This window comes from Borreliella afzelii (assembly GCF_014202295.1).
GTDB lineage: Bacteria > Spirochaetota > Spirochaetia > Borreliales > Borreliaceae > Borreliella > Borreliella afzelii.
In genome coordinates, this window is record NZ_JACHGM010000001.1 from 276535 (window position 1) to 293725 (window position 17191).

The window sequence follows — 17191 nt, forward strand, 5'->3', positions numbered from 1 at the left end:
AGCAAAAGAAGGGCCAAAAGCCCTTCTTTTTTATCTTTAAAAACAAATTAATCAATTAATTACTTAATATTTCTTTCTTTGCAAATCTTTTCATAAGCATCTTGAATTTTAATAAATTTATCATTCGCATCTTTTTGCCTTACAGGATCATTTGCAAACCTATCAGGATGATATTTTATAACAAGGCTTTTATAAGCCTTTTTAATCTCATCATCACTAGCACTATAAGTCAACCCCAAAACACTATAGGGATTTACAATTTTAATATTAATATCTTTATAAGCTTCATAACCATCAGATTCAAGTTCAAGAAAAACGCCAACATAAGAAATAAATTTTTCAGCTTCTAAGTTTTTATACCTAGAAAGCCTGTTAATTTCTTTAAGAGAAGCAAAAAGCCATATAAAAAGATCTTTATGTTGGAAATAGCCAAGCTTAAGAGTATATAAAATTTTATCTGCATTATTATTTTTAGTAATAGCAGAATGAAAAATAGTATACAATTCTGATTTACCACGTTCAGATAAATTCAAAGAATTGATAATAAAATTGACATAATTTAGCTGTTCTCCCGTTACAGTTCCCAAAATAGATAGTAACTTAGCCATTAATAAAAAAGAAAGTTTATAAAATTCAAACTCTCTAGATCTAGAATATGAGTAATCTCTTGTAAAATAGATTCTAAAAACACCTAAAAAACTAAATAATATCAAAAAAAAAGGAAATAATATAAAAAGCATCCCTATTAAAATGGGATTAAAAATAAAAATAAAAAACAACACTAAAAAAAAGATTCTAATTAAGCTTGGCATTTATTAATCATAACCTCCAAACATAATTAAGGCATGTCAAAATCTCTAATAAATCTTACAACTTCCTTTTTTATTTGTTTTAATTCAATATCAGACCTTGTTTTTAAAGCTCTAACAATAAATTTAGCAACATTTAAAGAATCACTTTCATTCAGGCCCCTAGAAGTAATAGCAGCACCTCCAATTCTAATACCGGAAGCCAAGGCGGGACTTTTTTTATCAAAAGGAATAGCATTTTTATTTAAAGTAATATTTACCCTCTCAAGCAATTTCTCAGCATCAGCGCCTGTAAGATCCAAACTACTAAGATCAACCAAAAATAAATGATTGTCTGTGCCTCCACTGACAATCCGAAATCCTTCCGATTTGAAATATTCAGCCATAACTTTAGTATTTTTTATTACATTAGAAATGTATTCTTTAAAATTTTCTTGAAGGGCCTCTCTGAATGCAATAGCCTTGCCTGCAATAACATGAACTAAGGGTCCCCCTTGAGTTCCAGGGAAAACTGTAGAATTTACAGCATTAGACAAAGTTTTCTCTTTCCCATTAAAGGTTACTAATTTGTTAAAATCTTTTCCAGAAAGTATTATTCCACCTCTTGGCCCTCTTAAAGTTTTATGCGTAGTACTTGTAGTAAGATGCGCCACATCAATCGAAGAATTATGAAAACCAGCAACAATAAGACCTGCAATATGCGCAATATCACATAAAAGATAAGCGGAAACGTCGTCTGCTATTTCTCTAAATTTTTTAAAATCAATTTCTCTTGAATAAGAAGAAGCCCCAGCTATTATTAAATTTGGTCTACAATCTCTGGCTATTTTAAGAACCTCATCATAATCAATCAACTCAGAATCTCTAGAAACACCATAAAAATAGGTGTTAAAAAATATACCAGAAAAATTCACCCTACTGCCATGAGTTAAATGCCCTCCATGAGACAATTGCATACCAAGAATCCTGTCGCCCGGATTAATAAGGGCCATTATAGCAGCCATATTAGCCTGAGATCCGCTATGGGGTTGAACATTAGCATACTTTGCACCAAAAAGCTCTTTTGCTCTTAAAATTGCTAAGGTTTCAATCTCATCAATAAAAGAACAACCTCCATAATATCGATTCAACGGATATCCTTCAGCATACTTATTGGTTAAAACACTCCCAACAGCCTGCCTTATCTCTAAAGATGTAAAATTTTCGGACGCAATCAGCTCAATATGCTCTTTTTCTCTTAATTTCTCTTTCTCAATTAAATTAAATATTTGATCATCTCTCATTAAAAATTATCCTCCAAAACAAACCTATGCATCAAAGAATACGATCCGTTTGTCAAGCTTTTGTACTTTAAAAACCTATAATCTGAATATCCATTAAAAAATTCATTTTTATCATAGTCCTCTTTGCACCCATATTGAATATAGTTCTCAGACATATTTAAAAAATACTTAGAATTATCCTTAAATAATACTGCATTTATTATATCAAAATATACAAAACCAACCCCAGCCAAAAAAAATTCAAACCAAAAATGCTCATTCAATTTAAGAGAATTAGAATCATAGTAAAGTCCAACTATATTTCTTAGTGGAATATCGTACTTTAAAAATAATAAATTCGTAAGAACTATTAAATTGCTAGATGAAATTTTTCTTTCTTTAATAGAATCTTTTAAACTTAAATTATTCTCAACAATTTTAAAATTTGAAGTCAAAACATCAGTGATTGCTTTAGCCAACCTATAAACTGAATTACTCCCAGCAGTAATTGATAAGATTAGAGAATCTAACGACCCTAAATCAACAGAGCTGTAAGATAAATAATCTTGTTTTTTGTCTTGAACATAAGTTTTGTACTCTTGATTATTAATATCTTTATTAGCCTCAATACTTTCTAAATATTTAGTATCCAAAAATTTCAAATTAAGTTTATAAGTCTTTAACTTAGTCTTAAAAATAAATTTATTTGTTTTCAGGTTTTCAAAAAATAAATTGCCAATATTAAAATCAAGATGCTCATTGCTATACTTTGTAATTTTTTGACGTTCATTCTCAATTGGTTTTAAATAAAAGACATTAAAATTAATATCTTTGGGAATTGAATCAAGATTGCTACTAATATCTTGAGAAAAATAAATTTCTTCAATTATTGCAAACTCTTTTGAATCACTTAAAGTCCACTGAAAAAAATCATTTTTAAAAGAAAACGGAACTTTATTGCTTTGAAGATTGTCCAATAAAACATAAAGTTTCCCACCAGAATTTAAAGTTTTAGGAGAAATAAATTCTACTCTATTCTCAGAAATATTTAAAATATTTTGAGGCAAAATTGTATAAAGTTTATCCTTAGTTTCAAGCAAAATTTTAATAGCGCTAGAATGTGAAAACAAATTCATACCTTGCAATAAAGTTGAAGAATTCGCATTTAAAATTATTTCATCCTGTGAAAAAATAAAAGGTATATTTTCTCTATTAAGCTTAACAGGAACTTGTCTACTAATAACAAGAAAAAGTTCGTTACTAGTTCCACTTTCACTTTTTACAAAAATAAGTCCGGAATTTACTTCGTCTGTAATTTTAAAAACTATTTCTGTGTTATTCCAACTAATGATACTACTTTTAACCAAATAATTATTGTTAATATTAATATCGCCTGTACTATAACCTAAATTGTTTCCTTTAATAACAATGATATCCTTGTGTGAAGTAGGAATTGGGGATATATCATAAATAATTGGCCTTGAATAAAATAAAAATCCAGAAAAAACAAATAAAAATAAAAAAAGAAGAAAAATTAAGCTTAAATAAAAATATTTGTTTTTAAAAAAAATAGCCAAACATTAGCCTCTTTTAACTTTGGTTCCTTCCTTAGTATCAACCAAAACAAAACCTTTTTTAGCAAAAAAGTCTCTAATTTCATCAGCACGCTTAAAATTTTTTTCACATTTAGCTATTCTTCTTTCTTCAATCAAAGTTTTCATATTCTCATCAACAACTACATCATGATTTTCTAAATTTTTTAAAATTTCTTCTCTCAAATTAAGCGACATAATCTCATCAAAAATAAAAGCCAATCTAAGCTTTGAAACAAAGCTTAGATTTTCAGATTTAATTATCTCCCAAAGCAAAGCCAATCCTTGAGAAATATTCAAATCAAAAGAAACTTTTTCTATAAAAGAATCATAATATTCTTTTTCTTCACTAAAACCAAAATTTTTTAAATCCTTATTAAGCACACCTAAAGCAACTGGATCTAAAGATGCATAAAAATAACTTAGCCTGTTTATCATATTTTCCCTAGCAATCTTGCTTGCTTGAAGATTATTTAATGAAAATTTTAATTGATTCCTGTAGTGTGATGTCAAACACAAATATCTAAAATCAAGAGGAGAGAAATTTTGCTCTTCTAGGTCCTTAACTGTAATAAAATTTCCACGTGACTTTGACATCTTATTGTAATCCATGATCAAAAATTCTCCATGAACAAAAATATCACACCATTTCTTATTTAAGAAACACTCTACTATTGCTATTTCATTTATATGATGAACTCCAATATGATCAACTCCTCCTAAATGAATATCAAGTGTATCTTTGAAATACTCCAAATTCATAGCAGCGCACTCTAAATGCCAACTCGGATAACCAAACCCCCAAGGAGAATCCCATTTCATTTCCTGATCTTTAAATTTAGAATTAGTAAACCACAAAACAAAATCGGTTTTATTTCTTTTAAATTTATCAATATCAACCCTAGAAAAAGTCATGTCTTTATCAATCAAATCAATGCCAGCCATCTCCCCATAGCTTTTAAAACAAGAAGTATCAAAATATACATTACCATTAGAAAAATAAGTAATTTTTTTTTCTTCAAGAATTTTAACAACCTCTATCATGATGGGAATATGTTTACTTGCAATAAGAACTTTATCGGGATATACAACATTTAATTTTCTACAATCCTTAAAAAAAGCTTCCGTAAAAAATTCACTAATCTCTTGAACTGTAAGACCTTTCTCTCTTGCGGTCTTGACAACTTTATCTTCTCCATCATCAAGATCGCCCGTTAAATGCCCAATATCTGTAATATTCATCGCATAGTTAACTTTATACCCTAAAAACCTTAAAGTTTTAATTAATAAATCTCCAAAGATATAAGTTCTAAAATTTCCAATGTGCGCATAATTATAAACAGTAGGCCCACAAGCATACACTTTAACATTATCAAAATTTGTTAATTCTGAAAAATCCTTTGTTCTAGTATTATGTAACTTTAAAATCATACATTTCTCAAAATTGAAAAAATAAAAAGTCTAATCTATTATTAAGTAAGTATGCTTAAAAGCCTAAATAATTTTTTTAAAAAAATCAATATAAAGCCTCAAACAAAAAATCTGATTGACTATACAACATATAAAATTGGAAACATTTCGAAATTATTTCTTATTCCTAAAAATATACAAGAAGCCGAAAGTATTTTTAAAGCAGCAATAGAAGAAAAAATTAAACTATTTATTCTTGGGGGAGGATCTAATATTTTAGTCAATGACGAGAAAGAACTTGATTTTCCAATAATATACACTGGATATCTAAACAGAATAGAAATTCACAAAAATAAAATTGTCGCCGAATGCGGTGCAAATTTCGAAAATTTATGTAAAATTGCACTAGACAATAGCTTAAGCGGTTTAGAATTTATCTATGGACTACCTGGAACATTAGGAGGCGCTGTATGGATGAATGCCAGATGCTTTGGAAATGAAATCTCTGAAATACTAAAAAAAATTACATTTATAAACGACAAAGGGAAAACTATTTGCAAAGAATTTAAAAAAGAAGACTTTAATTATAAAGTATCACCTTTTCAAAATAAAAACTCTCTCATATTAAAAGTTGAATTGAATTTAAAAAAAGAAAATAAAAAAAATATTGAAGAAAAAATGAATAAAAACAAACAAATAAGAATAAACAAAGGACACTATTTATTCCCAAGTAGTGGGAGCACTTTTAAAAATAATAAAGCATTCCTCAAACCTAGTGGACAAATAATTGAAGAGTGTAAACTCAAAGGTCTAAGCATTGGTGGCGCTTTAGTGTCCCAATATCATGGAAACTTTATTATCAATATTAACAATGCCACTTCTAATGACGTAAAAAGTTTAATTGAAAAAGTAAAAACTGAAGTCCACCTTAAAACTGGACTTTTACTCGAAGAAGAAGTCCTTTACATAGGATTTAAAAATTAAAAAGCTAAAAAAGAACATCTTTAATCTCAGCATTGATTTTTTGAATCAATTCCTTTGTCTTTAATATCTTATCCTTAGAAGATTTCATCAAAGATGAATATTCTTGAAGAGAGTTTACTACATCTAAATTCATCTTAGAAGCTTTAAGCTCTTTTAAATCCTGACTAAAGTTATTAAACTTACTACTAATAAAGAAATGGTTATTAAATATTTCTTTATACATATTCTTAGCATCTCTGATCTTAGTGTCATGAGACAAATATCTTTCTTTAAACTCACCAATTTCTTTAAAATGCTTAGCAAGAGTAAGATCTACCTTCTCATGTCTTGAAAAATTGCTGTCCACATTATCTTGAATATCTATGAAATTTTTATAAATTGTATCAATCTCTGAATTAATTACTGCAATAATGCTATCAACCGTTTTAAGTTCATCTTTAATAGTTTTAGAATATTTTCCAGAATTAATAGCAAGCTTTCTAATCTCTTCAGCAACAACTGCAAAACTTTTACCTGCATCACCTGCTTTTGCTGCTTCAATTGCTGCATTCATAGCAAGCATATTAGTCTGAGCTGAAATTGAAACTAAAAGTTTATTTACACTTTGCAAGCTGTTTGTTTGAGACAAAAGATCTGCAAAATTTTTATTCACATTTTCAAAAACAATATTTAAATCAAAAACTTTACTTTTAATGCTTTCAATATCAGCAGAATTTGTAGTAGCAACTTTATTAAAAATTTCTAAATTTTTATCTATACTATAAAAAAAACTAACATTCTCTTCAAAATTTGAGGAAATTTCTGACATATACTTATTGTGGTCATTAATCGGATCAGTAACAGATTCAAATCCTTTTAAAATATCAACAATTGACTTTTCAAATCTAGAAAAAGTATCTCTTAGTTGCTCATAAGCTAAAATGCTAGAATCTATACTCTGAGTATTTAATATGGCAGTTTCTATTTGTTCTAAATAATCATTTAAATCTTTAGAATAAAATTTTATCTTCTTAAAAGATTCACTACCCTTAGACGACAGCTTGTCTAGCTTTGAACTAATATAAGAAATAATAGCTGAAGAATACCTAACCTCTAAAGGAGACTCAAGACTAAAAGGATCGCTTTTTGCTTTTTGATAATCAACAATTCTATTAAAATCATTGATTAATGAAAAAATAAAAGTATTACATAAATAAAACATGATAGCAAAAGATGATAACAAAAATATAAAAAATACAATCCAATTTGACTTAAACATAATAGGAATGGAATTGGCATTTAAAATCAATCCTTGAATCAAAAAATCCTCGGTTTTTGCAAAGTTTAAAAAATAAAAATCGCCTCCATAATTAAAGGTGTACTGAGAAGTAGAAGAATCTTTTTTAGTATAAGCTGTAGCTTTACTCAAAACATTCTCACTATAAACTGTAGAAAAAGATTTGGCCTTAAGATTATTAAAGTTTAAAAAAATAGGCATATAATTTCTGTCAAGCATAAAAAAATTATAATTATTACTGCTAAATTTAAGAGAAGAATAAAGTTGATTTTCAATAATATCAAACGCCTCATCAAAGCATACTAGAATCCCTATCACACCCAATGTTGCAACAGAATCCCTAACAGGAAAGCTTACTACAGAATAAATTTTCCCATCTATTCTCATATACCTTGAATGATATTTAGAATTTTTTTCTACAGGAACAGAATAAATTGGATCCAATCTAACATCTTTTAATCCCAAAGATGAAAAATTTGAATTTGATATTAAAACATTCTTTCCTATAGGAATATAAAATATACCTTCAAGTGAATTTTCTGTCAAAGGAATAGTTTTAAAAATTTTATCTATAGAACTAAATTCTCTTGACTTTAAAAACAAATCACTATTTTCATCTAAACTATCGCTCAATTTTAAACTTGAAGACAAAAGAAAGCTCTTTGAAGAATTCACCAATATCCCAAACCTATAGCTATCTTTTACAAGCTCTTCAAGAACCCTAGAGGATTCTAAGTATTTGGCCTTAATAACAGCAGACACACTGTTTAAAAATAACTTAGAATCAAATTTAAAGCGATCTAAATATTCATTTTTATGATTAACATATGAATAACCTATAAATAAAATATTAAAAAGAAGAAATCCAAATAAAACTAGATAAAGAAATCGTTTAGTATTTTTCAAATTAACATCGATTAAATTCTCATCGGGCATAAAAGCTCTCCAAACATAACATTAATATTATTAAAGCCTTAAAACAAAACTTTTACCTTCATAAATCACATATAAATAATTACTAATAACAATTAGCAAATTAGACTTTTCTTTTTAAATCTTAAAGATTAAATCCCCAAATATTTGCAAATAATTATTTTATTATTTAGCTACATGCATATATAATTATATAATAAAACATATGGAATACTAAAAATTTAATATTTTAAAAATTTTATGAAAAATCAAAATTTTTGAGGGAACTTAGTGAAAAAAAAGAAACTTAACTCCAATCTTTTTTATAAATTTAACTTTATAATTTTAGCATATACAATAATCATTATTGCAACAACCTTTTTATTACTAGATCAGGGCTATAAAAAAATCATAACAAAAGAACTTCAAGACTTTACTAGATTCATCAACCAAGCCATGATTAAAAGTTTTTCTGATGAATCTAGAGAAATAATAAAAGCTTTAAGTACATTAACAGCTAGGTATGATTACAAATCTGCAATTCTAAATAACAAAAGTGAGGAACACTTGGTATCTGACAAGATTTTAGTTACACTGCCATCCTTTATTAAAATAATAGAATATGCAAACAAAGATGGATATATAATCGCATCAAGTGAAAAAAAACGAACCGGTCAATATATGAGCTTAAAAGAATTGATCTTGGGCAAAGCTATAACTGCATTTCAAATTTCAATTCTTCACAACAGTTTGACAAAAATAAATAACAATTTTTATATTCCAATAGCATATAAAATAACAGATTCAAAAAAATCTAATATTGGATATATTATTTTATATGCTGACATTTCAGAAAAAATTTCTGAACTAAAAGAATATCTTTTACTGCTTTTAGAAAACTCACTGCTAGAACAAAATGCAAGCAGCCAAAACTCATCAAAATACTTTAATATATACATAATAAACAGCAGTGGGGATGCATTTGGAGGAAAAGATGAGGTTTTGAAAAATATAAAGCACATATTTGGCTTTAACGCAAAAACATTAACTCAAATATTAAACGCATTGTCTCAAGGAAAAGCAAACTACAATACAAGCAATTCAAATGAAATAATCTCCTTAGCAAGGATCACAACATCCCATTGGTACTTGGGAATAAAAATAGATTATAATAGCATATTCTCAAAAGAATTTAAAAATATGAGATTGGTTTCACTTTCCATTATATTTATTTTAGTAATAATTTTCATATTAATAATGATATCAACCATAAAAACTTTAATAATATCAAAAATAGATAAACTCAATGTTGTCATTCCAAAGGTTAAAAACGGCGATTTAACATTTAAAATCGAATCAAAAGGCAAAGATTCAATAAGCTCAACAATAAATCTTTTTGGTCATTTTATTGAAAATCTAAAAAATGTAATCAATTCACTACAAGAGCGAGTGAGGCTGCTAAAAGAAAACGGAGACCATTTATTTAGCGAAATAAATAAAACCCACAATACAATAAAAAATTCAAATCAATACATAGAAAAAACACAAGAAGAAGTGGAAAAACAAGTAGAATTCATCTCTAATACAACAAACGTAATTGAAAGTCTTTCAAAAAATATTTCATCTCTTGACAACTCAATTGAAACTCAAGCCGCAAGCGTTGAACAGTCCTCATCAGCTATTGAAGAAATGATAGGGGGAATACAATCAATAACAGAAATAACTCAAAAAGCTGCAAAAAGCACAGAAGAACTAAAAAGATTCTCTGATGATGGGCGAAAAAAACAAGAAGAAGTTATTGCTCAAATCAAAGAGATTTTCAAAAACTCAACAAGATTGCAAGAAGCAAACTCTTTAATTTCATCTATAGCTAGTCAAACTAACCTACTATCAATGAACGCTGCAATTGAAGCATCTCATGCCGGTGAAGCTGGGAAAGGATTCGCAATTGTTGCAGAAGAAATAAAAGACCTAGCAGAACAAGTAACATCACAATCAGAATCGGTTGCCTCATCAATTAACGAAATAATGGATTCAATAACCAAAACCGTAAACACTTCTGAATTAACAAATAAAGCTTTCAACCAAATATTCGATTCAATCAATCTAGTTGTTCAAGTAATAGAAGAAATAAATCATACAATGCAAGAACAATCAATAGGTAGCCAAGAAATATTAAAGGCTTTAAATACAATGAGAGAAATAACATATGAAGTAAAAATTGGATCAAATGATATGTTTAGAGGCAACAAAGAAATTATTAACACTGTTAAACTGCTAGGAGAAATTAATATTACGGTCTCAAACTCAATGAAAGGCTTAAAAGAAGAGATTAATAAACTAATAGAAGCAATTGAGCGTATTAAAGTTTTAGGAACTACAAACTCAAGCCATATTTCTGGAATTAGTGAGAGTACAAATCAATTTAAAACTAAATAAAATAGATTAAAAGGAAATAATATGCAAAAAAAGACATTTTATAGCACTGAAAAATATCTTAAAAGTCACTTAATGTTATTTCCTATTTTTGCTTATACAAAAAACTTTTTAGATGCTAGTATCATATCTGTTTGGATTTCACTATGCATTATATTTCCTGCCTTAATAATCAATCAAATAGAACTAAAAAAACATAAAAGCCACATACTGGGAATATATCTATTAATAATAGGAATTTTTACTAGCCTAACTTACTTATTCATGCTCCATTTAACACCAACCCTATACAAAGAATTCAAATTTTCAATACCCATTTTAATAACCATAATAATATCATTCCATAAAAACGAACCTTTTAAAATCTTAAAAAATCCATCGATGATAATTAAATATTCTAAAATTCCAATTTTAATTTTCATTACTCTAAGCTCAACAATTTCACTTATTAGAGAAATATTAAACACAGGGAGCTTAAAACTTTTTAACAAAGAGATACCTATAATAAAAGAGCTTATAAATACAAAAATGTCAGCCCATAGCTCAAACATTTTTATTGCAGCGTCTTTAATTTTACTATTAATCAATATGCTAACAAACATTAAAGAGGGAAAAAATAACTAAAAGTGTTTTTTAAAAAAAATATTAAAAGTGTTAAAGAGGAAAAAAATGACTAAAAATGTTAAAAAAAATATTAAAGACGAAATTAATATTATAGTTACCAATCTAGCATTATCAAAAAACATAAAGCTAGACGAAATCAATATAAATATTCAAAAACCTCCAAAAAGTGATCTGGGAGATATTTCCATATTAATATTTGAACTTAGCAAAACCTTAAAGCTTCCCATTGAAACTATCTCTGAAGAAATAATAAAAGCTCTTAAAGCTAAATACGAAATTAAAGCTATGGGGCCTTACTTAAACATCAAAATTCCCAGAAAAGAATATATACACAATACAATACAAATGGTAAATGCTCAAAAAGACACCTATGGAACAAGTAAATATCTAGACAATAAAAAAATAATATTAGAATTTTCATCGCCAAATACAAACAAACCACTGCATGTGGGACATCTTAGAAATGACGTAATAGGGGAAAGTCTGTCAAGAATATTAAAAGCTGTGGGTGCAAAAATTATAAAATTAAACTTAATAAACGACCGTGGGGTTCATATCTGCAAATCAATGCTTGCATACAAAAAATTTGGAAATGAAATTACTCCCGAAAAAGCTTTTAAAAAAGGAGATCATTTCATTGGCGATTTTTATGTTCAATACAACAAATATGCACAAGAAAATGAAAATGCCGAAGAAGAAATTCAGGATCTACTTTTAAAATGGGAACAAAAAGATGCAAGCACAATTGAACTTTGGAAAAAATTAAATAACTGGGCAATTGAGGGAATAAAAGAAACATACAAAATTACAAACACCTCATTTGATAAAATTTACCTTGAAAGTGAAATTTTTGAAATTGGGAAAAATGTCGTGTTAGAAGGACTTGAAAAAGGATTTTGTTACAAACGAGAAGATGGCGCAATATGCATTGATTTGCCCTTAGATTCGGATGAAAAAACAGACACTAAAGTAAAACAAAAAGTACTCATAAGATCAAACGGAACATCTATCTATCTTACTCAAGATTTAGGAAATATAGCAGTTAGAATAAAAGAATTTAATTTTGAAGAAATGATTTATGTGGTTGGAAGTGAACAAATTCAACACTTTAAAAATTTATTTTTTGTATCAGAAAAATTGGGAATTTCTAAAAACAAAAAACTTTTTCATTTGTCACACGGAATGGTCAATCTTGTTGATGGCAAAATGAAATCAAGAGAAGGCAATGTAATTGACGGGGATAATTTAATCTTAGACCTAATGGAATCAATATTACCTGAAATTACACAAAAAATTGAGAATAAAGAGAATGCTAAAAAAAATGCTTTGGATATTGCACTAGGAGCAATTCACTATTATTTACTAAAATCAGCGATACATAAAGATATTGTATTTAACAAAAAAGAAAGTCTATCTTTTACAGGAAATTCTGGACCATATATCCAATACGTTGGAGCAAGAATTAATAGTATTCTTGAAAAATACAATACACTTTCTATTCCTATAATTAAAAAAATTAATTTCGAACTTTTAGAACATGAAAAAGAATGGGATATTATTAAAATAATATCAGAATTAGAAGAAAATATAATCAAGGCAGCAAAAGATTTAAACCCTTCAATACTCACCAGCTATTCATACTCACTTGCAAAGCATTTTAGCGCATACTATCAAGAAGTTAGAGTAATAGACATAAACAATATTGATTTAACAGCCGCAAGAATCGAATTTTTAAAAGCTATATTACAAACAATAAAAAATTGCATGTACCTACTCAATATTCCTTATATGTTAAAAATGTAGACAAGAAAATGCTATAAAATTTTCTTGTCTAATATCCGTTTAAATCTAGGTCACTTTTACTAAAAATTGATCTTATTTTATCTTCGTACTTTTGAGATATATAATATCTTTTTAACTTAAGAGTATTGGTAAGCTCTTCCCCAATTGAAAAAGAATCCTGGAGTAAAACAAAACCTACTATTTTTTCAAAACTTTTAAAACCTAATTTGGTATTAATAGTATCTGAGATGTGCTTAGAATAAAGCTTATTAACATCTTCATTAGCCAATAAATCGCCTCTAGAAGAAAAAGACACTCCACTAGAATTTGCCCACTTTTCAAGATTATCAAAATTAGGCACAATAATAGCTCCTAAAAATTTTTGGTCTTGACCGACAATCATAATATTTTCAATAAATAAAGATTTGCCCAAAACTCTCTCAAGAGGCTCGGGCTCAATATTTTCTCCCCCTCTGAGAACAATTGTATCTTTACTTCTACCAACAATTGAAATTTCATTATTAATTGTCAATCTAACTAAATCTCCAGTGTTGAACCAACCATCTTCTGTTAAAACTTCACTCGTCTTAGCCTTATCCTTAAAATACCCACTCATTATTTGCGGTGACCTTACCCAAAGCTCACCTTTTTCTCCATAAGACAAAACTTTTCCATCAACTCCAACTACTTTGTATTCAACATCTGGCAAAATAGGCCCTACAGTTCTTGCTACAGGACCCTTAAGACGCCTAACACTCAAAATAGGGCCCGTTTCAGTAAGACCATAACCTTCAAGAACTTTAATTCCCACAGCCTTGAAAAAATAATCAACATAATCAACCAACGCCCCACCACCAGAAACTCCAAATTCAAAATTTTGTCCAAGAGCTTTTTTTATTTTTTTAAATACCAAAATATCACCTAATAATTTAATAGGTAAAATTAAAACAATTCCAACAAACAAAAATATTTTTGAAAAAAGCGAAATAAATAAATTGGGTTTTTTATAAACAGGCGAAAAACCTAAAATTTTCTCCTTAAGCTTTGCATAAACAATTCCAATTCTTAAAAACCCCCCAAACATAAGCTTCTTAATCAAAGATTCTGACACCTTTTTAATAATACCTATTCTTATTCCTTCCCAAATCCTAGGTACAGAAATAATCATTTGGGGATTTAAAAGTAAAAAATCTTTTAACAAAACAGGACCTATGGGTTTTGAATATGCAATTGCTATACCCTTTAAAGCAACTATATATTCACAAGCCCTCTCAAAAGAATGCCAAAGAGGAAGAATAGAAATCATTATCTTGCCAGGCTTAAGTGTTGGAAGATAATCATAAAGTCTGTCTAATTGAAAAATAAAAGATTCATGTCTTAACATTACTCCCTTTGGCATACCTGTTGTGCCAGAAGTATATATTATAGTTGCAATATCTTTTGAAGAACCTTTTTCAATCTCCATATCAAAGGATTTTGGATTAGCTCTTAAATACTCAGCTCCAAGTTCTAGCAATTTTTTATAAGAAAATATAGTAATATTCCCCATTCTTTCTTCATAAGATTTATCATCATCAATAACAACAATGCACCTCGCCAATCTAAGATCATGTTTTTTGGATAAAACTTTTTGGAGCTGTTTATTGTTTTCAACAAAAATAAAAGTAGATTCAGAATGGTTAATAATATAAGCTAATTCGTCCTCAGAAGAATCATTTCCCCTTGGAACATCAACACAGCCTAATCCCAAAGTAGCAACATCAATTATTATCCACTCCCTTCTAGAATCAGAAATAATTACAACCTTTTCTCCTCTTTTAATGCCATAATGCAAAAGCCCAGAAGCTATTCTTTTTACCTCATTCCAAAAATCAGCATATATTTGCTTCTTAAAACTTTTAGACTCTCCTTCCTTATACATAAAAATATCAAGCTCACTATAAAGGGCAACTACCTCTTTAAAGCGCTTGGGCACAGTATCCCTCATAAATCCCCCTGAAATCAATTTAAAATCAACTTAAAACAAGCAACAGACTACTAACAATAATATTATAAAAACTATGTATAAAAATTATATAATATACATTTTTATACCTTAAATAAATAAAAGCAAAAAATATCCCTAATATAAATGTAACCAAAAATCCTAAAATTCCATAATATAAATGTCCATAAGCAAAAAATATGCTACTAAGAAAAACGGTAACTAAAGAAGGAAATCCCATTTGTGCAAACTTAGTAATAACAAAAGCCCTATAAAACAACTCTTCAAAAGCTCCTGTAAAAAAAGAGGTAAAAATCATTAAAAACAATGCTTTTATACTGCTAATTTTCCAATTAAATTCAACATTGTTTTGCAAATAATAGGCAAATACCGATTCTGGCAACAGATATTCAACTAAAAAAGCTATTAAAAAAATGAATATCATCGCAATTAATATTGTTTTAATAAAAATTAAAATGGATTCCCAAATAAAAATAAATTTAAATTTAGGAATAAAAAACTCTATTCTAAAATCGCCATAAGAACTGGTAAGTTTAAAAAAATAAATTATAAAAACAATTAAAAAAGATCTTGAAATCCAAAGATAATAATGGTTTTCATTAACATTCCAAAATTCCGAATTGACATTTTCAAAAGGAGATGCAAGATAAATAACTACATAGACCAAAAAAAGATCAAGCAAGGCCCGCTTGAATGAATATTTATTTTTTAACAATTGCATAAAGTATTGTAATTAAATAATTATTAATTGTCAATAAATGATTATTGATTGATTAATTAAAAAAAATTAAAATTCAAAATATAATTATTTCTAAATAAAAAATGAGAATATTGTAAATGATTTTAATATTTGTCCTCATTTCACTTAACTTATCAATTCAATACTATTTAAAACTCAATTTAATTTATTTTAACACAATACTTGCATTATTTTTTATTATAAAAAATAACAAACACTTGGCGCTTAGTTTTATTTTTTGCACAATATTACTATTAAGCTTTCAAGCTAGATTAAATTTTAAAACATTGAAAAAAAATACTTATCAAATAACAAACATTGAAAATTTAAAAAAAGATTCAAAAACCATTATCGAAGCAATTGACAATACCGCAAATAAACACAAATTCAACTTCAAAAATATTAAAAATATTTACAAAATAGGGGATATTATTAAAATTGAAAACCAAAAAATACAACTTATTAAAAGATCCCTTTTTGCCGAACTTAGAGAAAAATATACAAACACTTTAAATAATTTTTTTATAGCATTAAATCCTAGTTATTCTCATTTTTCAAAAACAATAATTTTGAATATCAAGTCAGAAATAACAAAATATGAAAAAACATTATTTCAAAATGCGGGGATTGCCCATATTTTGGTAGTATCCGGATTACATTTTTATCTAATGAGTTTAATAAGCTACTATTTACTTTTAATAATCACAAATGAAAAATTAAAATACTTAATACTAAGCATAATTTTATTAAATTATTTAATATTAACTGGATTTACACCCTCAACGCTAAGATCATTTCTAATGACAGAATCTCTTATAATATATAAACTAATTTACGGCAAGATTAATTTAATAAGCTGTATATCTATTAGTTTTATAATAAATGCCATTATATTCCCTGAAACACTAAATTCAATAGGATTTCAACTCTCCTATCTTGCAACAATAGGAATATCAGCATCGGTTTATCTAAAAAACAGATACGAGCTTAACAGACTAACATCATCAATGCTTACAACGTTTTTTATTCAAATATTCACTTCACCAGTAATTTATGTTAACAATTTTGATATAGCACCAATATCAATATTATCAAACTTAATAATTATTCCATTAACATTAATTTTCTTAGCAATAACAATATTAAGCTTAATAACTTATTTTTCAAGCTTGAATTTATTTTTTCTCTTTGATCTTATAAATGCATACATATTCCAAACAATAAAAATTGTAGCAATATTTTTTAGCAAATTCTTTATAATCAAGCACCACCAAATACCTATATTTTTAATATCAAGCATTCTCCTTGTAACTTACATTATTTATAATAACGAAACTAAAAAAAATTCAAAATAATTTAA

Annotated in this window: 12 protein-coding genes; 5 read left to right on the forward strand and 7 right to left on the reverse strand. The window is 27.4% G+C overall.

Annotated elements, in window-relative coordinates; all coding sequences use genetic code 11:
• Window positions 1–59: 59 nt before the first annotated feature.
• From HNP63_RS01260 to HNP63_RS01275, 4 genes are read right to left on the reverse strand one after another with little or no spacing between them, the layout of a single operon-like run.
• Entirely contained in the window at window positions 60–812 is a 753-nt protein-coding gene (locus tag HNP63_RS01260) for a J domain-containing protein (protein ID WP_004789851.1), read from the reverse strand.
• A 26-nt stretch (window positions 813–838) separates the two neighbouring features.
• The gene (gene glyA, locus HNP63_RS01265) at window positions 839–2092 is read right to left on the reverse strand and encodes a serine hydroxymethyltransferase (protein ID WP_004789393.1); all 1254 of its coding nucleotides are present in this window, start codon (window positions 2090–2092) and stop codon (window positions 839–841) included.
• Entirely contained in the window at window positions 2092–3648 is a 1557-nt protein-coding gene (locus HNP63_RS01270; RefSeq protein ID WP_004789633.1) for an IPT/TIG domain-containing protein, read from the reverse strand. Before HNP63_RS01270 ends, glyA begins: the two co-directional genes overlap by 1 nt.
• A gap of 3 nt (window positions 3649–3651) precedes the next feature.
• Entirely contained in the window at window positions 3652–5094 is a 1443-nt protein-coding gene (locus HNP63_RS01275; RefSeq protein WP_011601116.1) for a cysteine--tRNA ligase, read from the reverse strand.
• A gap of 51 nt (window positions 5095–5145) precedes the next feature.
• Here HNP63_RS01275 and murB point away from each other — a divergent pair, with 51 nt between their 5' ends.
• Window positions 5146–6057 carry a UDP-N-acetylmuramate dehydrogenase gene (gene murB, locus HNP63_RS01280; protein WP_004789888.1) on the forward strand — a complete coding sequence of 304 codons (912 nt, stop codon included), beginning with the start codon at window positions 5146–5148 and terminating at the stop codon, window positions 6055–6057.
• Between the two features lie 4 nt (window positions 6058–6061).
• Here the strand turns inward: murB and HNP63_RS01285 are convergent, their stop codons facing one another.
• Entirely contained in the window at window positions 6062–8269 is a 2208-nt protein-coding gene (locus tag HNP63_RS01285; RefSeq protein ID WP_183227025.1) for a methyl-accepting chemotaxis protein, read from the reverse strand.
• 267 nt (window positions 8270–8536) lie between these two features.
• Between HNP63_RS01285 and HNP63_RS01290 the strand changes: the two genes are divergently transcribed.
• Genes HNP63_RS01290 through argS form a run of 3 tightly spaced genes read left to right on the forward strand, consistent with a single transcriptional unit; the run spans window position 8537 to window position 13108 of the window.
• A complete protein-coding gene (locus HNP63_RS01290; protein WP_015055671.1) occupies window positions 8537–10684 on the forward strand; it encodes a methyl-accepting chemotaxis protein in 2148 nt (715 codons plus the stop codon).
• Window positions 10685–10705: 21 nt separating this feature from the next.
• Window positions 10706–11305, forward strand: coding sequence for a hypothetical protein (locus HNP63_RS01295; RefSeq protein WP_183227027.1), 600 nt, complete (start codon window positions 10706–10708; stop codon window positions 11303–11305).
• A 45-nt stretch (window positions 11306–11350) separates the two neighbouring features.
• The gene (gene argS / locus HNP63_RS01300; RefSeq protein WP_004789483.1) at window positions 11351–13108 is read left to right on the forward strand and encodes an arginine--tRNA ligase; all 1758 of its coding nucleotides are present in this window, start codon (window positions 11351–11353) and stop codon (window positions 13106–13108) included.
• 28 nt (window positions 13109–13136) lie between these two features.
• Here the strand turns inward: argS and HNP63_RS01305 are convergent, their stop codons facing one another.
• Both HNP63_RS01305 and HNP63_RS01310 read right to left on the reverse strand, forming a co-directional pair.
• Window positions 13137–15074 (reverse strand): AMP-binding protein, encoded by a 1938-nt coding sequence (locus HNP63_RS01305; protein WP_044051990.1) that lies wholly within the window; start codon window positions 15072–15074, stop codon window positions 13137–13139.
• Window positions 15075–15099: 25 nt separating this feature from the next.
• Window positions 15100–15813 carry a CPBP family intramembrane glutamic endopeptidase gene (locus tag HNP63_RS01310; protein ID WP_015055668.1) on the reverse strand — a complete coding sequence of 238 codons (714 nt, stop codon included), beginning with the start codon at window positions 15811–15813 and terminating at the stop codon, window positions 15100–15102.
• 116 nt (window positions 15814–15929) lie between these two features.
• Between HNP63_RS01310 and HNP63_RS01315 the strand changes: the two genes are divergently transcribed.
• A complete protein-coding gene (locus HNP63_RS01315; RefSeq protein ID WP_183227029.1) occupies window positions 15930–17186 on the forward strand; it encodes a ComEC/Rec2 family competence protein in 1257 nt (418 codons plus the stop codon).
• The last annotated feature ends 5 nt before the right edge of the window (window positions 17187–17191 follow it).